Here is a 22565-nt window from a genome sequence, read left to right as displayed (position 1 = left end):
ACGTGCCCAACGAACTCGCCAGCCGGCTGGAGCCGTTAGTGGCCGAAGCCGTCACGACCGCGGGTTTCGACCTCGATTCGCTCGAGGTGCAGCAGGCCGGCCGGCGACAGCTGGTGAAGGTCGTCGTCGACTCGGACGACGGGATCGGGCTGGACGAGGTCGCCGAGGTCAGCCGCAAGGTGTCCGCGGTGCTCGACGAGAACGAGCACGTGCTCGCGAGCGCGTACACCCTCGAGGTCACCTCGCCCGGCCTCGACCGGCCGCTGACCCAGCCGCGGCACTGGCGGCGCGCCAAGTTCCGCCTGGTGCGGATCACCCCGGCCGAGGGCGCCGAGTACGTCGCCCGCGTCGGGCACGCCGGCCAGGAGGCCGCGCGCGTGCTCGCCGGCGGCAGCCTGCAGGACGTGGCGTACGCGTCCGTGGCCAAGGCCGTGGTGGAGATCGAATTCAAGCAACCACCGGCGGAAGACCTGAAACTGCTGGAAGAAGACGCGTCCGGCCCGAGCACCGCGGCCGGCCAGAACGAGCCGAAGGAGGAGTCGAAGTGAACGTGGACATCGCCGCGCTGCGCGCGATCGAACGGGACAAGGACATCCCCTTCGAGACGGTGATCGAGGCCATCGAGACGGCCCTGCTCACCGCGTACAAGCACACCGAGGGCCACCAGGCGCACGCCCGGATCGACATCGACCGCAAGACCGGCCTGGTCCGCGTCCTCGCGCACACCCTCACCCCCGAGGGCGAGGTCGACGAGGAGTGGGACGACACCCCCGAGGGCTTCGGCCGGATCGCCGCCACCACCGCGCGCCAGGTCATCCTGCAGCGGCTGCGCGACGCCGAGCACGAGAAGACCTTCGGCGAGTTCTCCGCCAAGGAGGGCGAGATCATCGCCGGCGTGGTGCAGCGAGACGCGCGAGCCAACGCCCGCGGCATGGTCGTGATCCAGGTCGGCGACACCGAGGGCGTGCTGCCCTCGGCCGAGCAGGTCGCGGGGGAGTCCTACGAGCACGGCACCCGGATCAAGGCGTACGTGGTCGGCGTTTCGCGCAGCAACCGCGGGCCGCAGATCATGCTTTCGCGCAGTCATCCGAACCTGGTGCGCAAGCTGTTCGCGCTCGAGGTCCCGGAAATCGCCGACGGCGCCGTCGAAATCGCCGCGCTGGCGCGGGAACCGGGGCACCGCAGCAAGATCGCGGTCCGCTCCACCATCGCCGGGGTGAACGCCAAGGGCGCCTGCATCGGCCCGATGGGCGCGCGTGTGCGCAACGTGATGAGCGAGCTGGCCGGCGAGAAGATCGACATCATCGACTACTCCGAGGACCCGGCCCGCTTCGTCGGGAATGCGCTGTCGCCCGCGAAGGTTGTTTCCGTACGTGTCGTGGACGAGCGGGCGAAGACAGCGCGCGTCGTGGTGCCCGATTTCCAGCTTTCGCTCGCGATCGGCAAGGAGGGCCAGAACGCCCGCCTCGCCGCCCGCCTCACCGGCTGGCGGATCGACATCCGCAGCGACTCGGCACCCGCCGAGGGCGAGGGTGATCAAGACCACGCCGGGCAGGCGCGGCCCGCCGCGACAACCGGTTCGGCTGAGTGAAGGTCGAAGCGCTAGACTCTGAAATGGTTCAAGGCCTGCGGCGGGCAGCCGACCCCCAGCGTGACCCGGGTTCCCCGGTACGCACGTGTGTCGGGTGCAAGACGCGGGCCGTGATCGGTGAGCTGCTGCGAGTGGTCGCGGTGGACGGGCGGCTGGTCGTCGACGAACGTCGGCGGCTGCCGGGCCGGGGAGCGTGGTTGCACCCCGGGCCGGGTTGCCTGGCCAAAGCCGAGCGGCGGCGGGCGTTCCCCCGGGCTCTCAAAGCCCAGGGAGCACTCGACGCGGCGGGGTTGCACCACCACCCGGCGCTGGCAGCGCTCGCCACGGAGACCGGAACCGGGACGTACCCGGAACCGACAGGAATCAAGGAAGCAGGTCGACCCGTCATGAGTCAGCCGTGAAGCTGAAGCCATGAACGCGCGACAATAAGGACGAGGTCAGCGGGTGTCTTCACCGCCTGGCCTCCCCTAGATGAGGAGAGCTGTGCCAGGCAAGGCCCGTGTTCACGAGCTCGCGAAAGAGCTCGGCATCACCAGCAAGGAAGTTCTCACCAAGCTCAAGGAGCAGGGTGAGTTCGTGAAGTCCGCGTCGTCCACGGTCGAGGCGCCCGTCGCCCGCCGTCTGCGTGACGCATACCCAGCCAAGAGCGGGCAGAAGCCCACTCCCGGACCGCCGGCCCGCCCCGCGGCGCCCGCCGCCAACGGGAGTCCGACCGCTGCCCCGAGCGCCCCGCAGGCCCCCCGGCCCGCCACGCCCGCGCCGCAGCAGAACCAGCAGCAGGCGCCTGCCGCGAAGGCGACCCCGGCCGCTCCCGCGCAGCAGCCGTCCGGGCCGCGCCCCGCGGCCCAGCCGGGCGGCGGACGCCCGGGTCCCGGCCCCCGGCCGGGCCCGCGCACGCCCGCGCCCGCCCCGGCTCCGGAGGTGCGAGAGGTGCCGGCCGCCAAGGCCGAGCCCGCCGCGCCGTCGGCGCCCGCGCCGAGCGAGGCCGCCAAGCCCGCCCCGAAGCAGGACGCCGCCGCGGCGTCTTCGGGCGCGTCCGGCTCGGTCGTCCCGCCGCGGCCGCAGGGCCCCAAGCCCGGCGGCCCGAAGCCCGGCCCGCGCACCCCGCGGGTCGGCAACAACCCGTTCGGCGTCGGTTCCGGCTCCCCGGCCCCGCGTCCGCCGCAGCGCCCCGGCTCCGGCCAGGGCGGCGACAACCGGCCCCCGCGTCCCGGCGGCGGTGCCGGTGGCGGCGGTGACCGGCCCGCGCCGCGTCCCGGCGGTGGCGCCGGCGGCAACCGGCCGACCCCGGGCAACATGCCCCCGCGCCCGAACCCCGGCATGATGCCGGGCCGGACCCAGCGTCCGGCCGGTCCCGGTGGCGGCGCCCGCGGCGGTCCCGGCGGCGGCGCCCGTGGTGGCCCCGGTGGCGGTGCCCGCGGCGGTCCCGGTGGCGGCGGCGGTGGCTTCCGCGGCGGTCCCGGTGGCGGTGGCGGCGGTGGCGGCTTCCGTCCCGGTGGCGGCGGCGGTGCCGGTGGCGGTGGCTTCCGTCCCGGTGGTGGCGGCGGTACCGGTGCCCCGGCCGGCGGCGGCGGTTTCCGCGGCGGCGGCGGTCGTGGCGGCCCCGGTGGCCGTGGCGGCACGGCGGGTGCCTTCGGGCGCCCCGGCGGCCCCTCGCGCAAGGGCCGCAAGTCGAAGCGGCAGAAGCGCCAGGAGTACATGGACAACATGCAGGCGCCCAGCGTCGGCGGCGTCCGCCTGCCCAAGGGCCAGGGCGAGACGATCCGGCTGCCGCGCGGTGCCTCGTTGACCGACTTCGCCGAGAAGATCGACGCCAACCCGGCTTCGCTGGTGCAGGTGCTCTTCCACCTCGGCGAGATGGTCACCGCGACGCAGTCCGTGTCCGACGACATCCTCGAGCTGCTCGGCGGCGAGATGAACTACGTCGTCCAGGTCGTGTCCCCCGAGGAGGAGGACCGCGAGCTGCTGGAGACGTTCGACATCACCTACGGCGACGACGCCGGTGGTGAGGAGGACCTGCAGGTCCGGCCGCCGGTCGTGACCATCATGGGTCACGTCGACCACGGTAAGACCCGCCTGCTGGACACGATCCGGAAGACGAAGGTGCGCGAGAGTGAAGCCGGTGGCATCACCCAGCACATCGGCGCCTACCAGATCGAGACCGAGCTCGAGGGCACCCCGCGGCTGATCACCTTCATCGACACCCCGGGCCACGAGGCGTTCACCGCCATGCGTGCCCGAGGCGCCAACTCCACGGACATCGCGGTGATCGTGGTCGCGGCGGACGACGGGGTCATGCCGCAGACGGTCGAGGCGATCAACCACGCGCAGGCCGCCAAGGCCCCGATCGTGGTCGCGATCAACAAGATCGACAAGGAGGGCGCGAACCCGGACAAGATCCGGCAGCAGCTCACCGAGTACAACCTGGTGGCCGAGGAGTACGGCGGCGACACCATGTTCGTCGAGATCTCCGCGCGGGAGAACATCAACATCGACGGCCTGCTCGAGGCGATCCTGCTGACCGCGGACGCCGCTCTGGACCTCCGGGCCAACCCGGACATGGAGGCCCAGGGTGTCGCGATCGAGGCGCACCTCGACCGCGGCCGCGGCCCGGTGGCCACGGTGCTGGTCCAGCGCGGCACGCTGCGCGTCGGCGACTCCGTCGTCGCGGGCGACGCGTACGGCCGAGTCCGCCGCATGGTGGACGAGCACAACGTGGACGTCACCGAGGCGCTGCCCTCGCGTCCGGTCCAGGTCATCGGGTTCACCTCGGTGCCCGGCGCGGGCGACACCTTCCTGGTGGTCGACGAGGACCGCGTCGCCCGGCAGATCGCCGAGCGCCGCTCCGCTCGCACTCGCAACGCGCTCAACGCGTCGCGCCGCAAGCGGGTCAGCCTCGAGGACCTCGACTCCGCCTTGAAGGAGACGAGCAGCCTCAACCTGATCATCAAGGGTGACAACTCGGGTACCGTCGAGGCGCTGGAAGCGGCGCTGCTGCAGCTGGACGTCGGCGAAGACGTCGAGCTGAACGTGGTGCACCGCGGTGTCGGTGGCGTGACCGAGTCGGACATCGACCTGGCGACCGCGTCCGACGCGATCGTGCTCGGGTTCAACGTCCGGGCCCAGGGCAAGGCGACCGAGCGGGCCACCCGCGAGGGCGTCGACGTCCGGTACTACACGGTCATCTACCAGGCGATCGAGGAGATCGAGCAGGCTCTGAAGGGCATGCTCAAGCCGGAGTACGAAGAGGTCGAGCTGGGCCGCGCGGAGGTCCGCGAGGTCTTCAAGTCCTCCAAGATCGGCACGATCGCCGGTTGCCTGGTCATGTCCGGCGAGATCCGGCGCAACGCCCGGGCCCGCCTGCTCCGCGACGGCACCGTCGTGGCGGAGAACCTGCCGGTCAGCTCGCTGCGGCGGTTCAAGGACGACGTGGTCGAGGTCCGTGAAGGGTACGAGTGCGGTCTGACGCTGGGCTCGTACGGCGACATCAAGGTCGGCGACTCCATCGAGACCTACGAGCAGCGGGAGAAGCCCCGCGCGTGATGGCCTCCGGTCCGGGGTGCGGTTCGCGCCGCACCCCGGGCCCGGCCGGCACGGCACAACATTCACCGCCTATGTACGTCGGAGCCCTGGAGCTCGACATCCTGCTCGACGACATCCATTCGTTGAAGCAGAAGCGTTCGGTGATCAAGCCGGTGGTGGCGGAGGTGCGCAAGCGCTTCGCCGTGTCAGTGTCCGAGGCAGGTCATCTCGACCTGCACCGGCGCGCCCTGATCGGGGTCGCCGTGGTCGCCGCGGGTGGCGAACACGTCCGGGACGTGCTCGACTCGTGCGAGCGGTACGTGGCCTCGCGACCGGAGTTCGTCCTGCTCTCGGCGCACCGCCGGCTGCTGGGCCCGGACGATTAGACAAGCACTGCCAGAAGGGGAAGTTCCATGGCCGATCCGGCTCGGGCCCGTAAGCTCGCCAAGCGGATCTCGCAGATCGTGGCCTCCGCCATCGAACACGAGGTGAAGGACCCGCGGCTGAACTCGGTGACGATCACCGACACCAAGATCACCGCGGACCTGCACGACGCCACGGTTTATTACACGGTGCTGGGCGAAAGCCTCGACGCGGAGCCGGACTTCACCGGTGCCGCGGCGGCGCTGGAGTCCGCGCGCGGGGTGCTGCGCACCAAGGTCGGTCAGGGCACCGGCGTCCGCTACACCCCGACCCTCGCCTTCGTCGCGGACAGCATCCCCGACGACGCCCGGCGGATCGAGGAGCTGCTGGCCAAGGCCCGCGAGGCCGACGCCGAGGTGGCCCGCCGGTCCGCGGGCGCGCAGCACGCCGGCGAGAGCGACCCGTACAAGGCGCCGCGCGTCGACGAAGACGACGAGGACTTCGCGGAAGAGGAGACCCGGGGCTGAAGCGATGCGGTGGGGGACCGATGTCTCGCGACGCGGCGTGCTGCTCGGCGGCACCGCGGCGCTTGTCGCCGCCTGCTCCGGGCGCTCCGCCCCGGTGGGTGCTCCGGCCCCGCTCACCCCGCCCGCCGGCTCGTCGGCCCTGACCCAGCCGGTCACCGTCCAGCGGCGGCACTCGGTCGCGCGCGGACGGGACGTCGACCTGGTGCTGATCGCGCCCGAGGGCGTGCCCGCCTCGGGCCTGCCGGTCTGCCTGGCGCTGCACGGCCGCGGGGCGAACGCGCGCACGTTCCTGGATCTGGGCGTGCCGCAGATGCTCACGGACCTGGTCCGCGGGGGTGCGCGACCGTTCGCCGTCGCGGCCGTGGACGGCGACCACTACTGGGTCGAGAACGGCGCCGGCGACGACCCGCAGCGGCTGCTGACCGACGAGGTCCCGGGCTGGCTGCAGGCCAGCAACCTGCGCCCGGTGACCGGCGTGCTCGGCATCTCGATGGGCGGGTTCGGCGCCCTGGACCTGGCCCGCCGCCGCCGTGACCTGACGGCCGTCGCCACCTGCAGCGCCGCGCTCTTCCGCACCTGGTCCGAGGCCAAGGCCCGTGGCGTGTTCGCCTCCGAAGCCCAATGGCAGGCCGCCGAGCCGCTGGCGCACCTGGACGAGCTGCCGCCGGGCACCCTGAGCGTCTGGTGTGGCGAGTCGGACCCGTTCCTGGCCGCCAACCGCCGCCTGATCGACCGCGCCGGCCCGGTCACCTCGAGCATCACCCCGGGCGGCCACACCGATTCCTATTGGCGCGGCGTGCTTCCCGACGCCCTGCGCTTCGTCGGCGAACGCCTGTAACGTCCATCCACAGTGGACGGATCAGCTGCCGGTCTTCTTGGCGCAGGTGACCGGTTGCCCGGCCGCCGCCGTCGCCTTGGCCAGCTCCTTCGTTTTGTCCAGCAGGATCCGGCAGGTCAGCGTCGCGTCACCGGACGGGGTGGCGGTCACCTTGGCCTCCTGGCCCGCGCTGACGATCACGTCCAGCTTCCACGGCAGCCCGAGCGGTCCGGTCAGCTCGTGCTGGGACACGTTGTCCTGGTACCGGTCGACGGACTCGGCGTACGCCAGTTTCGTCACCGTCGCGGAGCCCCCGGCGGTCAGCTCATAGCTGATGGCCCAGGACTTTCCGGTCGGGTTCGAGCAGGCGGTGAGGCCGGCGGAAAGGGCGAGGATCGCGGTCGCGAGAGCCATTGTCTTGATCACTCGCGGAGCGTACTGCGGGGCGGCGTCACGCGCTTCGTACGCCGGGGTCGTACCAGCCGCCGTCGACGTTCAGGGTCGCGCCGGTGAGGTACGCGGCGGAGGGGCCGGCGAGGAAGGCGACGACGTCGGCGTACTCGCGGAGGATGCCGACCCGGCCGACGTCGCTGGGGGCGAGTTCGGCGACGGCACGCGGCTCGATCTCCGCCCAGCTCTCGCCCCAGCCCTGCTGCCGGCCGATTTCGGTCAGGTAGTCCTGGGCCGCGGGCGTGAGCATCCCGCCCGCGGCAACCGAATTGGACGTGACGCCGCTGTGCTTCAGCTCGCGGGCGAGCGACGCCGCGAGGTTGTCGCGGGCGGCGTTCGACGCGGCGTAGTGCGGCTGGCTCGCCTGGGGGAGGTGACCGGTGACGCTGCTGATCTGGATCACCCGGCCCCAGCCGCGTTCCCGCATGCCCGGCACGAGCCGCTGGATCATCCGCACGCCGGCGATCACGTTCACGTTGTAGGTGTGTGCCCAGTCTTCGGGAGTGACGGTGGTCCAGCTGATCGACGGGTCGAACACGCCCATGTTGTTGACCAGGACGTCGATCGAGCCGGCGACGGCCGCGACCGCGTCGGCCCCGGCGTCGGTGCCGAGGTCGCCGATCGCCACGTCCGCCTGTCCACCGGCCTCGCGGATGCCCTTCGCCACCGCCTCGGTTCGCGCCCGATCCCGCCCGTGCACGACGACGGTGGCGCCTTCGGCCGCGAGCACCTTGGCGATCTCCTCGCCGAGCCCGCTGCTCGAACCCGTGACGAGGGCCCGTTTCCCAGCCAGCCGGAGTTCCATGACCAACCTGCTTTCCTTGTGGTGCCGCCGGTTCCGCGGCTCGTGACCGCCAGCGTGCCCACTTGGAATTGGACCAGCAAGTCCAGAAACTACGGGTGGTGCCGCAGGGCGTCGAGGACCACGTTGACCGCGGCGCGCTGGGGTGAGCCGCGGCGGACGGCGGCGGTGATCGTGCGGGTCACCGGGACCGCCAGTTCTCTAGTCGTGACGCGGTAACGCGGGTCCACGGCCAGGCCGGGCAGCAGCGCGATCGACAGCCCGGCCTCGACGTGCTGCAGCGTCAGCAGGTAGTTGCTGAACCGGCAGACCACGCGCGGCTCGAACCCCGATTCGCGGCACAGGCGGGTGGCCAGATTCGCCATGTACGACTGGGGTTTCTCGAACGCCCAGGCCTCGCCCGCGTAGGCGGCGAGGTCCGCCGGCCCCCGCCCGGCGCGTCCGGGCGGCAGCACCAGCACGACCGGGTCGGTGGTCAGCGGCACCAGGTCGACGTCCGGGCCCAGTGGCTGCTCGACGAAGTCGGTGGTGGTGATGATGATGTCCGCGTCGCCGGCCCTGAGCGCGGGCAGGCTCTCGTGCGGCTCCAGGTCCAGCAGTTCGACTTGGAGGTGCGGGTGCGCGTCCGCCAGCCGCGTCACGGCCGGCACCGCCAGGCTGTGCACGGCGCTCTGGAACGCGCCGAGCCGCACCCGTCCCACCGGCTCGTCACCGAGGCTGCGCAGCTCCGCCTCGACGGTCTCCATGTGGTCGAGCACCGCCCGCGCGCGCCGGGCCAGCACCAGCCCGGCCGGGGTCAGCCGGACGCGCCGGCCGGTGCGTTCCAGCAGCTGGGTGTGGGTTTCCGCCTCCAGCACCGCGAGCTGCTGGGACACGCTCGAAGGGCTCAGGTTCGACGCCGAGGCGACGGCCCGGATGGTGCCGAGCGAGTCGAGCCGGCTGAGCAGCGACAGCCGCCAGGGGTTCAGCATCCAGTCATTGTTGTGCAGTAAAGCCGAACAGCACAGCCGGAATCGTGAGATGGACGTGACGCTCGCGGCGGCCTTACCGTCGGAGCCATGGCTGCCCCCACCTCCGCCCCGTTGTCCACCGAGAGTTTCTGGGCCGACGCCGACCGGCACCTGGTCCGTTACGCCGGCGCCGGCGACTTCACCCGCGAGATCATCAGCCGCGCCGAAGGAAGCTTCCTGCACACCGAGGACGGCCGCCGGATCCTGGACTTCACCTCCGGCCAGATGAGCGCGATCCTCGGGCACTCGCACCCGGAGATCGTCGAGACCGTCCGGCGTCAGGTCGGGGAGCTCGACCACCTGTTCAGCGGCATGCTGAGCCGCCCGGTCGTCGACCTCGCCCGGCGGCTGGCCGGTACTTTGCCTGCGCCGCTGGAGAAGGCGCTGCTGGTGACCACCGGCGCCGAATCGAACGAGGCCGCGATCCGGATGGCCAAGCTCGTCACCGGCGGGCACGAGATCGTCTCGTTCGCCCGCTCCTGGCACGGGATGACGCAGGGCGCGGCCGGCGCGACCTACAGTGCGAGCCGCAAGGGCTACGGCCCCGCCGCGCCGGGCAACCTCGCCATCCCCGCGCCGCACGCCTACCGGCCGGACTTCACCACGCCGGACGGGAGCCTCGACTGGCGCCGTCAGCTCGACTTCGGTTTCGACCTCGTCGACGCGCAGTCGACCGGCAGCCTGGCCGCCTGCATCGTCGAGCCGATCCTCAGCTCGGGCGGGGTGATCGAGCCGCCGCCCGGGTATTTCGCGGCGCTGCGGGACAAGTGCCGTGAGCGCGGCATGCTGCTGATCCTCGACGAGGCCCAGACCGGCTTGTGCCGCACCGGTTCCTGGTACGCGTTCGAGCGCGACGGCGTGGTGCCGGACATCCTCACGCTGTCTAAGACGCTCGGCGCCGGGCTGCCGCTCGCGGCCGTGCTGACCAGCGCCGAGATCGAGGAGACGGCCCACGAACGCGGGTTCCTGTTCTTCACCACCCACGTCGCGGACCCGTTGGTCGCCGCCGTCGGCAACACGGTGCTGGACGTGCTCACCCGCGATCGCCTCGACGAGCGCGCCGCGACCCTCGGCGCGTTCCTGCGCGCGGGCCTGGAGCGGATCGGCGAGCGCCACGGCGTGGTCGGGGACATCCGCGGCCGCGGCCTGCTCGCCGGGCTGGAGCTGGTCGTCGACCGGGAGACGAAGGAGGGCTCCGACGAACTCGGCGCGCTGGTCACCCGCCGCTGCCTGGAATTGGGGCTGCACATGAACATCGTGCAGCTGCCGGGCATGGGCGGGGTGTTCCGGATCGCCCCGCCGCTGACCGCCACCGAGGACGAGCTGTCCCTCGGTCTGTCCATTCTCGACGAAGCCATCGGCGACGCGGTCAAGCGGCTCTGCTGAAGGACTCGTGAGTGTTTATGACGGTTAGAACCGTCATGAACACTCACGAGCTTTTGGCCGCCACCACGAGGTCGCGCACGATGGCCTGGTCCACGCGGTGCGCGAACTCCTCGTACGGCCCGCCCTCGCGGACCTCCAGCCCGGCCCGCTTGAGCACCGTGACGAGTTCTTCGCGGGGCAAGACGTTGGTGTTCCAGGAGATCCCGAGCGCGCCGCCCGGGCGCAGCACCCGCGTCCACACGGGAACGGCGGCGGCCAGCAGGTCGCGCGGGCTGCGCGCGAGGCCGGCTTCGCGGTGGCTGCCGTGCTGGACGCCGTACGGGGCGTCCGTGACGACGAGGTCCACGGAGTTCGGGCGCAGCAGCTCGTCGGAGGTGAGGGTGTCGGCGTTGAAGAAGGTGAGGTGGCGCGTGTCGCCGGAGCGGTAGGCGTCCTTGTCGAAGGCGTACTCGACGTCGAGCCGCCGCCCGAGCCGGACTTTGTTGCGCCGCAACGGTCCTGAGTCGGCGGTGTGCTTCACGCGCTTGGTGCGCAGCCAGGTCTTGAGGAACGCTTCGTAGGCCTCGAAGTCCTTGCCGTCCACGTCGAGGCCGGTGGCGTCGAAGCCGTACATCACGGCCTGGTTGAGCGTGGTGCCGCGGCCGCACAGCGGGTCGAGCAGGCGCAGCGGGCGGCTCGGCCACGCGGCCGGCGCGTCGGTGGCCAGCAGGGTGATGTTGAGCAGCAGCTTGGTGAACTGCTCGTTGGTCTTGCCCGGGTACTTCTGGATCGTGAGCAGGTCCGAGTCCGTCTTCGCCAGCGGCTTCACGGTGACCGGGCGCAAGACGCCGTCGCCGAGCTCGAACAGCGCGTACAGCGAGGAGAGGTTGGACAGCAGCGCCAGGTCGTCCCCGGTCAGCGGGGCGGGGCTGGTGAACTTGACGTACCCGACGCCGCCCAGCTCCACCTCCTCGACCGACGAGAGCCCGGCGGCCAGCCCGGCCGCGCCGAACACCGCCAGCTCGGCGCGCAACAGCGCGGGGGAGGAGGCGGCGTAGACCCGATTGGCGGACGGGTGCACGAGGATCACGTACTCAGGCATCCCGCAGAGCGTAGCGTGACGCACTGTGACAGCTACTTTGGCGCAGGACATCGAGGCCGCGGTCGCACTGCTGGCCGGGGCCACCGACGTGACCTTGCTCGGGCACGTGCGCCCGGACGCCGACGCGCTGGGCAGCGCGCTGGCCCTCGGCCGGGTGTTGCAGCAACGCGGGGCGAGCGTGCGGGTGTCGTTCGGCGAGCCGGACGAGGCGCCGGAGACGCTGCGCTGGCTCGACGAGGGCGGCCTGCTGACCCGGGTCGACGCGCTCCCGGCGTCGGAGCGGCTGCTGGTCGCGCTGGACACCCCGACGCCCAAGCGCCTGGGCCGTCTCGCGGCGCGGGTCGACGCCGTCCGCGCGGCGGGCGGTGACGTGCTGGTCGTGGACCATCACGCGACCAACGCCCTCTACGGTACCCATCACGTGGTGGACGAGAGCGCGGAGGCGACCGCGGTGCTGGTCACGCGGATCATCGAGGCGATGGGCGCGCCGATCGACGAGCCCATCGCGCGCTGCCTGTACGCCGGGATCGTCACCGACACCAGCGGCTTCCGGCGCGCCAGCCCCGAGACGCACCGGATCGCCGCGCGGCTGCTGGAAGCGGGCGTCGACCCGGGCGCGGTGGCCCGGCGGATCGTCGACGACCACCCGTTCGCCTGGCTGCCGATGCTGTCCGCGGTGCTGGCGGAGGCGCGGCTGGAGCCGGATGCCGCGCAGGGCTTCGGCTTCGTGCACGCGGTGGTCCGCGCGGAGGCCGCTGCGACCGTGCGCAGTGAAGAGGTCGAGTCCGTCATCGACGTCGTGCGTGCGACGCGGGAGGCGGGGGTGGCGGCGGTGCTGAAGGAGGCCGGGCCCGGGCTGTGGACGGTGTCGCTGCGCTCGGCGGGCGCGGTCGACGTGTCGGTGGCCGCCGCGGAGTTCGGCGGGGGCGGGCACCGGATGGCCGCGGGTTGCACGGTGGAGGGCACTTCGGACGAGGTGCTGGCGGGGCTCCGCGGGGCGTTGGGGCGGGCGCCGTTGCTGGGGTCTCGGAGTGCCTGACGCTGGTCCGGGCCCTGCCCGATCCGATGCTGTCCGATCTGACGCTGTCCAGTTCGATGGCGGCTTCCTGAACGACCCGGTGCGCGCGTACGCACGGCTGCGCGAGGCAGGCCCGGTGCACCGCGCGAACTCGCCGGATGGCGCGTCGATCTGGCTGGTCACGCGCTACGCCGACGTCAAGGCCGGCCTCGGCGGGAACGGCCACCTTGCCAGTCCTCCTCGGCGCCTGATCCCCGGCGGCTGAGACCGGCGCTGTCAGGCGGGCGCGAACCCGTGACCGCGGGCCGCCAGGGCCCGTGGCCATGGTCCGGATCTTGCTGCCGCCCAGCCGGAAATCGTGGCCGCACACAGCCGGAACTCGTGGCCAAGCGCGGCCCGAACCCCGCCGCCGGTCAACCAGGAACTGTGATCCCCGGCGACCAGCCCGAAACTGTCGGTGCTGGTGGTTACCCTCCGGAGGTGCCCGAAAAAGCCCCGTTGTCAGAAGCCCCGGAGCCGAGGACCGGCTCCGGCTCCAGCCCCGGTGACCGCATCCCGGCCCGGCGCGTGCTCGGCCTCGCCCTGCCCGCGCTGGGTGTGCTGGCCGCCGAACCGCTGTACGTCCTGGTCGACACCGCGGTGGTCGGGCACCTCGGCGCGTTGCCGCTGGCCGGGCTCGCGCTCGGCGGGGTGGTGCTGTCGCAGATTTCCACGCAGCTGACCTTCCTGTCGTACGGCACCACTTCGCGCACCGCTCGGCTGCACGGCGCCGGGCGGCGGTCCGAGGCGGTCAGCGAGGGGGTGCAGGCGACCTGGCTGGCGATCCTCGTCGGGCTCGTTTTGCTGGTGGCCGGGCAGCTGCTCGCCGAGCCCATCGCCCGGGCGCTGTCGGGCAGTGACGAGATCGCCGCGGCCGCCGTGTCCTGGCTGCGGATCGCGTTGTTCGGGGCGCCGCTGATCCTCGTCACCATGGCCGGCAACGGCTGGATGCGCGGCGTGCAGGACGCGGCCCGGCCGTTGCGTTATGTGCTGGCGGGCAACGGGATCTCGGCCGTGCTGTGCCCACTCCTGGTCTATGTCGCGGATCTCGGGCTGGAGGGCTCGGCGATCGCGAACGTGGTGGCGCAGATCGTCTCCGCGTCGATGTTCCTCGTGGCGCTGGTGCGCGAACGCGTGCCGCTGCGGCCGGACTTCGGCGTGATGCGCGCGCAGCTCGCCCTTGGCCGCGACCTGGTGCTGCGCAGCCTCGCGTTCCAAGCGTGCTTCGTGTCCGCGGCGGCCGTCGCGGCGCGGACGTCCACCGAGGCGGTCGGGGCGCACCAAGTCGTGCTGCAGCTGTGGACGTTCCTCTCCCTGGTGCTCGACTCCGTCGCGATCGCCGCGCAGTCGCTGGTCGGCGCGGCGCTCGGCGGCGGGGCCGCGCGGCAGGCGCGGGGCGTGGCCTCCCAGATCGTCGCGTACGGGCTGATGCTGGGCTGTTTCCTGTGCGTGCTGTTCGCCGCGCTGTCCACCACGCTGCCGCACGCGTTCACCTCGGACCCCGGAGTGCTCGGCGAAATACCGCACGCCTGGTGGTTTTTCGTGGCGCTGCAACCGATCGCGGGTGTGGTCTTCGCCCTCGACGGCGTACTGCTGGGGGCCGGCGATGCCGCCTTCCTGCGCACCGCGACGCTGGTCAGCGCCGGCGTCGGCTTCCTGCCGCTGATCTGGCTGTCACTGGCCTTCGGCTGGGGGCTGACCGGGATCTGGGTCGGCCTGTCGCTGTTCATGGTGCTGCGTCTGGCCGCGGTCCTCTTCCGCTGGCGCTCGGGACAATGGGCGGTGGTGGGCGCCGTGCGCTGACGCCCCAGCGGCCTTCAGGCCGGTTGGAAGAACGCCAGCATCCGCCGGGCGGCGTCCGGGGACGTCAGGAGTTCCTGCATGTCCGCGGACATCCGGGCGGCGGCGCCGGTGCGCTCGAACATCTCGCGTTCGAATTCCCGGACGGCGGCGGGAAAGTCGTCCGGGTGCGCGGCCAGCGCGAGGCCGAGCCGTGCGCCGTCGAGCAACGCCATGTTGGCGCCCTGGCCCACCGGCGGCATCAGGTGCGCGGCGTCGCCGAGCAGGGTGACGCCCGGAGTCGACGGCCAGGTCAGGCCGATCGGGAGCGTGGTGATCGACCGGGGCTGGACCGTGTCGTCGCAGGCCGCGATCAGGGCGGTGAACCGGGGGTCCCAGCCGTCAAACTCCTCGATCAGGCGTGCCCGGGCAGCGGCCGGGTCGTCGAACGGGATGCCGCTGGTGGTGATCCAGTCCTCGGCGGTGTGGAAGAAGCCGAGGTAGACGCGGACGCGGCCGTCGCCATTGCGTTGCGCCGAAAGGGATAACCCGTCGCCGAGCACCCAGTAGTTGCCACGCCCGACCATCGCCGCGAGGTCGGGGTGGGTGCGATCGACATCGGGAATGCCGAGTTCGACAACGTGCTGGCCGGTGTGCGCCGGACGGGCGTCGGTGAGCAGCGCGCGGACCCGGGACTCCGCGCCGTCGGCCCCGACCAGCAGGTCGTACGTCGCGCTCCGCCCCGCGGAAAAGTGCACCCGCCCATCGGCCGTGGATTCGAACGCGTGCCCCCAGCGCACCATGCCCTCGGGCAGCGAATCGAGCAGCAGGTCCCGCAGATCGGCGCGGTCGACCTCGGGCCGCGCGGACGGGGCGTCCTCGGGCGTGTCCTCCTGCAGCAGCAGCGTGCCGTCCGGCTCGAGCAGCCGCATGTCCTGCCCCTCCGGGCGGGCGATCGCGTGGAACCGGTCGATCAGCCCGGCCTCGCGCAGCGCCGGCTGCCCGGAGTGGATGTCGAGCATACCGCCCTGACCGCGCGCGCCGCGTGACGGATCACGTTCGTACACCACGGCGTCGAAACCGTTCAGGTGCAACATCCGGGCCAGGATCAGCCCGCCCAGACCGGCCCCGATGATGGCGACGGTCCCTGGCTTCTCCGGCTGGTTTCCGTTCCCGGTAACCGTTTTGGAAGCACTGCCCGGCCGGTTCATCCGCGGAGCCGGGGTGCGAGCACCGAGCGCACGGCCTTGGCCACCTTGCCCGCGGCGGATCCGCCCGCTTCTTCGGCTTCCGGTTCCAGCACGTGCTGGAACTGCCCCAGCAGCTGGTTGACCGACCGCCACAGCGGGACGAACAGGCCGGCGACCGGACCGGCGCCGCGGATCGGGCCGTCGGACAGCTCGGTGACCTTCTTGGCGAGCGTGACCGTGCCCGGGTCGCGCAGGATCAGGTGGACCTCTTCGCCGACCAGCCGGAGTTCCATCTGACGGGCGGCGGTTTCCTCCGGGTTGGCGTCGGTGGTCGTCTCCGGGTCGAGCTCGTCGATCTTGGCGGCCACCGCGGCCGGGTCGACCCCGAGCTCGCGCAGCACCTTGGCCGCCATGCTGTTCTCCGCCTGCAGCATCGCCTCGAGCAGGTGATGGCTGCCGACCGCGGAGCCACCGGCCAGCGCGCTGGCGGTGGACACGGTGTCCTCGGTGGCGGCGGTGCCGGACGGCCACGGGCTGCCGGCCGGAGCCTCCTGCGCACCCCTCAGCTCCGCCAGCACGGTGGCCCGGATCTTGCCGATCGGGGTGATCCGCTCGGCCAGCACCTTCGCGCCGACGCCCTCACCTTCCGCGACCAGCGCGAGCAGGATGTGCTCCGTGCCGATGTAGTTGTGGCGCAGCTGCAGCGCCTCGCGCAGGGCCAGCTCCAGCGTCTTCTTCGCGCGCGGCGTGAACGGGATGTGGCCGCTCCGCTCGTCCGTGCCGGGCTTGACCACCGCGGCGATGTCGGCCCGCGCCGTCTCCTTGTCCAGCCCGAGCTGGGTCAGGGCCTTCGCCGCGATGCTGTCCTGCGTTTCGAGCAACCCCAGCAGGATGTGCTCCGTGCCGATGTAGTTGTGGTTGAGCCGTCTGGCCTCTTCCTGGGACGCGACGACTACCTGACGGGCCTTCACGGTGAATTTCTCGAACATGCTTCCATGGTTGCAACCCTGTCAATACACTGATATTGACAGGGTCACCATGCCGAAGGGAGGGTGCTGTGGAGTCACCGTCGGACTGGGAGGACCGGCTCGCGCGCTGGCAGAACGAGCTGGAGCTGTTCGAGCGGCTGGACGAGACCCCCTGGGTCACGCTGGCCAAGGCGGAGGCCGAGGCCGGCGTCTCCCGCTCGGCCCTGCGGTCCTGGTACCGCAACGGTGAGATCGAGTCCCGGCTGGTGGACGGCCCGAACGGGCCGCAGCGCCTGGTCCGGCTGGACGCGGTGATCGAGCGCGCCGCGGCTTCCCCGCGCATCCAGCGCCGGGCCGAACGGGAAGTCAGCCTGGAAGCCCAGGTCACCCTGCTCCGGCACCGGGTCGACCAGCTCGAGCTGCGCCTGGCCGCGCTCGAACGGAAGTAGCCGCCTGGAAGCGGCTCGGCCGATGCACGCGTGCTGGCCCGGAAGCAACCCGTCCGCAGGCCGGAATTCGCTGGCCCGCCCGCCCCCGCGATGCCACGGTGGGCAGCATGCGCACGTTTCACCAGATCGACGTCTTCACCGGCCGGTTCCTGCTCGGCAACCCGCTCGCCGTGGTGCACGGCGCCGAGGGGCTCACCGACGAGCAGATGGCCGCGTTCGCCCGCTGGACCAACCTCAGTGAGACGACCTTCCTGCTGCCCCCGGTCCACGCGGACGCCGACTACCGGGTGCGGATCTTCACCACCGAAGGCGAGCTGCCCTTCGCCGGGCACCCTACGCTGGGCTCGGCGCGGGCGTGGCTCGAAGCCGGCGGCGTGCCGAAGGCCGCGGACCTGGTCCAGGAATGCGGGGCCGGACTGGTGCGCGTGCGGCGCACGGGGGACCGGCTCGCGTTCGCCGCGCCGCCCCTGATCCGCGGCGGCGACGTCGATCCCGCGGATCTTGCTCAGGTGAAGCGCGCACTGCGCCTGAAGGACGAGGACGTCGTCGGCGCGCAGTGGGCCGACAACGGTCCCGGGTGGCTCGCGCTCCTGCTCAAGGACGCCGAAACGGTGCTCGCGATCGAGCCGGACGCCGCCGCCTTCGGTGAGCACGACAAGGTCGGCGTGGTCGGCCCGCACCCGTCCGGAGGCGAAACGGCCTTCGAAGTCCGCGCCTTCGTGCGCACCGCCGAAGACCCGGTGACCGGCAGCCTCAACGCCGCGATCGGCCAATGGCTGATCGGCACCGGGCAGGCGCCGGAGTCCTACGTCGCCGCCCAGGGCACCCGCCTCCGGCGCCGCGGCCGCGTCCACGTCGAACGGGACGGCTCCGACATCTGGGTGGGCGGTGACACGGTCATCGGCATCACCGGATCGGTCCGGCTGCCGTGACCAGGGCCGGGACCGGCCGGCTCGGCGCTGTGGCGAAAACCACCCAGGTAACGGCTATGTTTCGAGCTTGCTGAGGCGATACAACTTTCGAGGCGGCAGCGTGGGCGTCTTCCCCTGACGAACCGCTACCTCCTGGAGGAACCCTTGTCGCCCGGCCGCGCCACCGTCCGGTCCTGGCTCATCTGGCTCACCGCGGTCACGGTCTACCTGCTGGCCGTGTTCCACCGCACCTCGTTCGGCGTCGCCGGGTTGCAGGCGGCCGAACGCTTCGGCGTCGGCTCGGCCGCGCTCGGCACGTTCACCGTGCTGCAGGTCGGGGTCTACGCCGCGATGCAGATCCCCACCGGCGTACTGGTTGACCGGTACGGCCCGCGGCGGGTGCTCACCGCCGCCGCGCTGATCCTCGGGCTCGGCCAGCTGCTGCTGGGCTTCGCGAGCACTTACGGCGTCGGCCTCCTGGCCCGCGGTGTCCTCGGGCTCGGCGACGCGCTGACGTTCGTCAGTGTGCTGCGGCTCGTCGCGGCCCACTTCCCGGGACGGCAGTACGCGCTGCTGACGTCGTTCACCTCGGCGGTCGGCTACATCGGCAACCTCGCCGCCACAGTCCCGCTGACGCTGCTGCTCGACGGTCCAGGATGGACAGTCACCTTCCTGTCCGTCGGCGCGATCACCTTGCTGTACAGCGTTCCCGTGCTGCTGCGCGTGCGCGACACCCCGCTCGGCGTGCCCGAGCCGGTCCGTGAACCGGTGCGCGCGGCCGAGCTGGCCCGCCAGGTCCGCACGGCGTGGCGGGTGCCCGGCACCCGGCTGGGCTTCTGGGTGCACTTCACCACGATGTTCGCGCCGAACGTGCTGACGCTGCTCTGGGGTTTGCCGTTTCTGGTGCAGGGACAGGGTTTGCCGCCGGCGACGGCCAGCGCGCTGCTGACCGTGTTCGTCTTCGGCTCGATGGCGGGCGGCCCACTACTGGGCACGTTGATCGGCCGCCGGCCCTCGCTGCGGATGCCGCTGGTCGGCGGGTACCTCGGCGGCGCCGCGGTGGTGTGGGCGGTGCTGCTCGGCTGGAGCGGGCCGCTGCCGGTGGGCGTGCTGGTGCCCGCGTTCGCGTTCCTGGCGCTGGGCGGACCGGCGTCGATGATCGGCTTCGCGCTGGCCCGTGACTACAACCCGATGCACCGGGTCGGCACCGCGACGGGGGTGGTGAACGTCGGCGGCTTCGTCGCCACCACGATCACCGCGCTGGCCGTCGGCGTGCTTTTGCAGTGGACAGGCGGCAATTTCCGCGTCGCGCTGCTGGCCGTCGTGGTGGTGCTGGCGGTGGGCACGGCCCGGATGCTGGTGTGGTGGCGCCGCGCCCGCGCGCACCTGTTCGCGGCCGAAGCCCGCGGCGAGGCGGTGCCGGTGCGCATCCGCCGCCGCCCTTGGGACACCGTCCCCGAAGCCCCGGTGCCCGCCGTCGCCGCCTGACCGCCAGAGCCGCCGCTAAGGCCTCCTTACCCGCGTGGCACGCGGGTAAGGAGGCCTTGACGGACTCAGGCCGAGTCCTGCCCGCTGCCCGCCGCACCCGGTCTGGATAGGGTTTCTCCCGTGTCCCGCCCGAAAGAACCGCGCCGCCCCGCTCCGCCGCCCGGTCTGCTGATCGTCGACAAACCGTCCGGAATGACCTCGCACGACGTGGTCGCGCGCGCCCGGCGGATCATGGGCACCCGCAAGGTCGGCCACGCCGGCACGCTCGACCCGATGGCGACCGGCGTGCTGGTGCTCGGCATCGAGCGCGCCACCAAACTGCTCGGCCATCTCGCCCTGGACCGCAAGACCTACCTCGCGACGCTTTCGCTCGGCAGCTCCACCACCACCGACGACGCGGAGGGCGAAACCCTCACCGAGGCGGAGCCCGGCGCCGTCGCGAAGGTGACCGACGAGCAGATCGCCGCGGGGATCGCCGCGCTCACCGGCGACATCCAGCAGGTGCCCAGCGCGGTCAGCGCCGTGAAGGTGGACGGCAAGCGCGCGTACGCCCGCGTGCGCGCCGGCGAGGAGGTCGTCCTCCCGCCGCGCCCGGTCACCGTCTTCCGCTTCGACCTGCTGTCCACCCGCCGCGAGGACGACCGCGTCGAGCTGGACGCCGTGGTCGAGTGTTCGTCCGGCACGTACGTCCGCGCGCTGGCCCGCGACCTCGGCGCCGCGCTCGGCGTCGGCGGCCACCTGCGGGCCTTGCGGCGCACCACCGTCGGCCCGTTCACCCTGGCCAAGGCCCGCACGCTCGACCAGCTCGAAGAGAAGCCGGAGCTGTCGCTGGACCTGGACGCGGCCGTCGCCGCCGCGTTCCCGCGCCACGACCTCGACGCGGCCGCCGCGCGCGCGGTCCGGCACGGCCAGCGAATCCCGGCGGTCGGCATCGAAGGCACGTACGGCCTGTTCGCGCCCGACGGCCGCGTGCTCGCGCTGGCCGCCGACACCGACGGTGCGGCCCGGTCGGTGGTGGTCCTGCTCCCCGCATAGGGTGGGCTCCGAGCAGACACCGGCGCGGGGAGAGTTGAGGACAGTGCAGCGGTGGCGTGGGCTGGGAGACCTCCCGGGCGGCTGGGGACGGTGCGTGGTCACCATCGGCGTGTTCGACGGCGTGCACCGCGGGCACCAGGCGCTCATCTCGCGCACGGTGCGGGCGGCGGCCGAGCGCGGCCTGCCGAGCGTGCTGCTGACCTTCGACCCGCACCCGTCCGAAGTGCTGCGCCCCGGCAGCCACCCCGCGCAGCTGACCACGTTGCGGCGCAAGGCCGAACTGGTCGAGAGCATGGGCATCGACGCGTTCGCGGTGCTGCCGTTCACGCTCGAGCTGTCGAAGCTGAGCCCGGACGAGTTCGTGCACGAGGTGCTGGTGGACCGGCTGCACACCGCGGCCGTGGTGGTGGGCGACAACTTCACCTTCGGGTTCAAGGCGGCGGGCGACGTCGCGCTGCTGCGCCGGCTCGGCCAGCGCTTCGGTTTCGTGGCCTACGGTGCGGAGCTGCAGGGCCGCTCGCTCGCCGAGGGCGACCGCGCGGCCAACGACATCACCTTCTCCTCCACCTACATCCGCTCGTGCATCGACGCGGGCGACGTGGTCGCGGCCGCCGACGCGCTCGGCCGCCCGCACCGGCTGGAGGGCATCGTCGTGCGCGGTGACGGCCGGGGCCACGACCTCGGCTACCCGACGGCGAACCTGTCCACGCCGCGGTTCGCCGCAGTGCCCGCGGACGGCGTATACGTCGCCTGGTTCACGCGCTCGTCGGACCCGGGGCGGCGGCTGCGCGCGGCCGTCTCGGTGGGCACGAACCCGACGTTCTCCGGTCGCGAGCGCACCGTCGAGGCGTTTGTGCTCGACGTCGACGAGGACTTCTACGGCCAGCACGTGGCGCTCGACTTCGTGACCCGCCTGCGCGACCAGGTCCGCTTCACCCGCTCCGAAGACCTGGTCACGCAGATCGACGACGACGTCGCCCGCACCCGCAAGGAGCTGGCCGCCGGCGACTGAGCGTGTTCCCCTGGTCGGGCACACCGCGGGGCGGAAAGGGCAGTTCCGGTCACCTGAAGGCCGTCGCGGTGGCAAGATACTCACCAGCGGTATCGACGACGTGGGGCTGAGGGGGAGCGGAACGGGTGGAGGACCACAAGATCGTTCAGCGGAACGTGGCGCTGCAGCGGGAGTGGTACGGGGAGCCGCTCGGTGACCGTGTGCGCAGGCTGGTGGTGGCCTTCGACGTGTCCCAGGCTTTCCTGGCCGAGGTGCTCGGGATCAGCGCGCCGATGCTCAGCCAGGTGATGAGCGGGCGGCGGGCGAAGATCGGCAACCCGGTGGTGCTCGCGCGGATGATCATGCTCGAGCGCAAGATCCTCGTGCCCGAGGTCGCGGCGGGCAACCGCGACGCGATGCAGTCGGCGCTGGAGGACGTGCGCGACGCGCGGCCCACGGTCGGCCGCGACAACATCCCGCTCGGCTCGGACGACAAGACGGTGCTCGCCGCGCTGCGCGAGCTGGCGGAGGACGAGGACCTGGCCGAGGCGGCCAAGCGCCTCGACGACGACTTCCCGGCGATCGCCGACCTGCTCCGCCGCGCCGGGGCGAGCCACTAGCCGGTGCGGCTGTTCTCCGCGCTCAGGCCGCCGGCCGACGTCGCCGCCGAGGTGGCGGACGCGCTCGGCGACGGTGATCCGGCGCTGCGCTGGGCCGAGCCCGCGGGCTGGCACGTCACGCTCGCGTTCTACGGCGAAGCCGACATCGGCGAGCGCACCTCCTTTCTCCGCACCGCGCTGGCCGGACGGCCGCCGGTCGAGGTCCGGCTCGGCCCCGCGGGAACTTTTCCGGGCGTCCTGTGGTTGGAAGCCCGGGGAGACGGCCTCGCCGACCTGGCGCACGCCGCCGGCGCGGAGTCCGAACGGCCGTATCGCCCGCACCTCACGCTCGCCCGGTTCCCGCGCGAAAGCGGCCCGGGGGAGTGGCCGCGACGGCTCGCCGGGTTCGCCGGCCGGGCCTGGACCGCGGGGCGCGTGGTGCTGATGGCGAGCGACGGCCGGCCGTACCGCGAGGTCGCGGCATTCGGCCTGCACCGCGCCTGAAGGCGCAGATCACACGGCTGGTAATCTCGATGATCGGGTCCGGCT

24 protein-coding genes are annotated in these 22565 nt (G+C 72.3%); 18 read left to right on the top strand and 6 right to left on the bottom strand.

The genetic code is table 11. The features are described from left to right. Positions 1–2 precede the first annotated feature (2 nt). The 7 genes from rimP (at position 3) to OG371_RS46430 (ending at position 6841) form a co-directional block, all read left to right on the top strand. A complete protein-coding gene (gene rimP / locus OG371_RS46460) occupies positions 3–548 on the top strand; it encodes a ribosome maturation factor RimP (protein ID WP_329063990.1) in 546 nt (181 codons plus the stop codon). Then, positions 545–1591: a transcription termination factor NusA gene (gene nusA, locus OG371_RS46455; RefSeq protein ID WP_329063988.1), complete on the top strand. Its 1047-nt coding sequence runs from the start codon at positions 545–547 to the stop codon at positions 1589–1591. The genes rimP and nusA overlap by 4 nt, the downstream gene beginning before the upstream one ends. 23 nt (positions 1592–1614) lie before the next feature. Beyond that, entirely contained in the window at positions 1615–1992 is a 378-nt protein-coding gene (locus OG371_RS46450) for a YlxR family protein (protein ID WP_329063986.1), read from the top strand. 82 nt (positions 1993–2074) lie between these two features. Beyond that, positions 2075–5134 carry a translation initiation factor IF-2 gene (gene infB, locus OG371_RS46445; RefSeq protein ID WP_329073456.1) on the top strand — a complete coding sequence of 1020 codons (3060 nt, stop codon included), beginning with the start codon at positions 2075–2077 and terminating at the stop codon, positions 5132–5134. Between the two features lie 71 nt (positions 5135–5205). After that, positions 5206–5499, top strand: coding sequence for a DUF503 domain-containing protein (locus OG371_RS46440; protein WP_091616643.1), 294 nt, complete (start codon positions 5206–5208; stop codon positions 5497–5499). Positions 5500–5526: 27 nt separating this feature from the next. Then, positions 5527–6003, top strand: a complete 477-nt coding sequence (gene rbfA / locus OG371_RS46435) for a 30S ribosome-binding factor RbfA (RefSeq protein ID WP_091616645.1) — start codon at positions 5527–5529, stop codon at positions 6001–6003. A gap of 4 nt (positions 6004–6007) precedes the next feature. Continuing rightward, on the top strand, positions 6008–6841 hold the full coding sequence (locus OG371_RS46430) for an alpha/beta hydrolase (RefSeq protein WP_329063981.1): 834 nt from the start codon (positions 6008–6010) through the stop codon (positions 6839–6841). Between the two features lie 21 nt (positions 6842–6862). Here OG371_RS46430 and OG371_RS46425 read toward each other — a convergent pair whose 3' ends face one another. The 3 genes from OG371_RS46425 to OG371_RS46415 all read right to left on the bottom strand — a co-directional run bounded on the left by OG371_RS46425 (position 6863) and on the right by OG371_RS46415 (position 9043). Then, positions 6863–7246, bottom strand: a complete 384-nt coding sequence (locus OG371_RS46425; RefSeq protein ID WP_329063979.1) for a hypothetical protein — start codon at positions 7244–7246, stop codon at positions 6863–6865. A 25-nt stretch (positions 7247–7271) separates the two neighbouring features. Further along, positions 7272–8075: an SDR family NAD(P)-dependent oxidoreductase gene (locus OG371_RS46420; protein ID WP_329063977.1), complete on the bottom strand. Its 804-nt coding sequence runs from the start codon at positions 8073–8075 to the stop codon at positions 7272–7274. Between the two features lie 89 nt (positions 8076–8164). Further along, positions 8165–9043, bottom strand: coding sequence for a LysR family transcriptional regulator (locus OG371_RS46415; protein WP_329063975.1), 879 nt, complete (start codon positions 9041–9043; stop codon positions 8165–8167). 87 nt (positions 9044–9130) lie between these two features. Between OG371_RS46415 and OG371_RS46410 the strand changes: the two genes are divergently transcribed. Next, positions 9131–10468: an aspartate aminotransferase family protein gene (locus OG371_RS46410; RefSeq protein WP_329063973.1), complete on the top strand. Its 1338-nt coding sequence runs from the start codon at positions 9131–9133 to the stop codon at positions 10466–10468. Between the two features lie 43 nt (positions 10469–10511). On the opposite strand, the gene OG371_RS46405 is transcribed toward OG371_RS46410, so the two are convergent. Then, positions 10512–11549 (bottom strand): TRM11 family SAM-dependent methyltransferase, encoded by a 1038-nt coding sequence (locus tag OG371_RS46405; protein WP_329063971.1) that lies wholly within the window; start codon positions 11547–11549, stop codon positions 10512–10514. A 25-nt stretch (positions 11550–11574) separates the two neighbouring features. On the opposite strand from OG371_RS46405, the gene OG371_RS46400 reads away from it, so the two are divergent. The 3 genes from OG371_RS46400 (at position 11575) to OG371_RS46390 (ending at position 14409) form a co-directional block, all read left to right on the top strand. Next, positions 11575–12588, top strand: coding sequence for a DHH family phosphoesterase (locus tag OG371_RS46400; protein ID WP_329063969.1), 1014 nt, complete (start codon positions 11575–11577; stop codon positions 12586–12588). Between the two features lie 79 nt (positions 12589–12667). Continuing rightward, positions 12668–12832 carry a hypothetical protein gene (locus OG371_RS46395; protein ID WP_329063967.1) on the top strand — a complete coding sequence of 55 codons (165 nt, stop codon included), beginning with the start codon at positions 12668–12670 and terminating at the stop codon, positions 12830–12832. A gap of 233 nt (positions 12833–13065) precedes the next feature. Beyond that, positions 13066–14409 carry an MATE family efflux transporter gene (locus tag OG371_RS46390; protein ID WP_329073455.1) on the top strand — a complete coding sequence of 448 codons (1344 nt, stop codon included), beginning with the start codon at positions 13066–13068 and terminating at the stop codon, positions 14407–14409. Between the two features lie 14 nt (positions 14410–14423). On the opposite strand, the gene OG371_RS46385 is transcribed toward OG371_RS46390, so the two are convergent. Together OG371_RS46385 and OG371_RS47580 are read right to left on the bottom strand one after the other, a co-directional pair. Next, on the bottom strand, positions 14424–15521 hold the full coding sequence (locus OG371_RS46385; RefSeq protein WP_329073454.1) for an FAD-dependent oxidoreductase: 1098 nt from the start codon (positions 15519–15521) through the stop codon (positions 14424–14426). Between the two features lie 71 nt (positions 15522–15592). Continuing rightward, positions 15593–16564, bottom strand: a complete 972-nt coding sequence (locus tag OG371_RS47580; protein WP_442876061.1) for a Clp protease N-terminal domain-containing protein — start codon at positions 16562–16564, stop codon at positions 15593–15595. Between the two features lie 68 nt (positions 16565–16632). Between OG371_RS47580 and OG371_RS46370 the strand changes: the two genes are divergently transcribed. The 7 genes from OG371_RS46370 to OG371_RS46340 all read left to right on the top strand — a co-directional run bounded on the left by OG371_RS46370 (position 16633) and on the right by OG371_RS46340 (position 22520). Beyond that, entirely contained in the window at positions 16633–16992 is a 360-nt protein-coding gene (locus OG371_RS46370; RefSeq protein WP_329063965.1) for an excisionase, read from the top strand. Between the two features lie 107 nt (positions 16993–17099). After that, entirely contained in the window at positions 17100–17924 is an 825-nt protein-coding gene (locus OG371_RS46365; protein WP_329063963.1) for a PhzF family phenazine biosynthesis protein, read from the top strand. A gap of 144 nt (positions 17925–18068) precedes the next feature. Further along, complete coding sequence (locus OG371_RS46360) at positions 18069–19391, top strand: MFS transporter (RefSeq protein ID WP_329063961.1); 1323 nt, start codon at positions 18069–18071, stop codon at positions 19389–19391. 120 nt (positions 19392–19511) lie between these two features. Further along, positions 19512–20426, top strand: a complete 915-nt coding sequence (gene truB / locus OG371_RS46355; protein WP_329063959.1) for a tRNA pseudouridine(55) synthase TruB — start codon at positions 19512–19514, stop codon at positions 20424–20426. 43 nt (positions 20427–20469) lie between these two features. Beyond that, positions 20470–21438, top strand: a complete 969-nt coding sequence (locus tag OG371_RS46350) for a bifunctional riboflavin kinase/FAD synthetase (protein WP_329063957.1) — start codon at positions 20470–20472, stop codon at positions 21436–21438. A 125-nt stretch (positions 21439–21563) separates the two neighbouring features. Continuing rightward, positions 21564–22037 carry a helix-turn-helix transcriptional regulator gene (locus tag OG371_RS46345; RefSeq protein ID WP_329063956.1) on the top strand — a complete coding sequence of 158 codons (474 nt, stop codon included), beginning with the start codon at positions 21564–21566 and terminating at the stop codon, positions 22035–22037. A 3-nt stretch (positions 22038–22040) separates the two neighbouring features. Continuing rightward, entirely contained in the window at positions 22041–22520 is a 480-nt protein-coding gene (locus OG371_RS46340; RefSeq protein ID WP_329063955.1) for a 2'-5' RNA ligase family protein, read from the top strand. Positions 22521–22565 lie beyond the last annotated feature (45 nt).

It is taken from the genome of Amycolatopsis sp. NBC_01480 (assembly GCF_036227205.1).
Classification (GTDB): domain Bacteria; phylum Actinomycetota; class Actinomycetes; order Mycobacteriales; family Pseudonocardiaceae; genus Amycolatopsis.
This window is presented reverse-complemented; position numbering and strand designations above follow the sequence as displayed.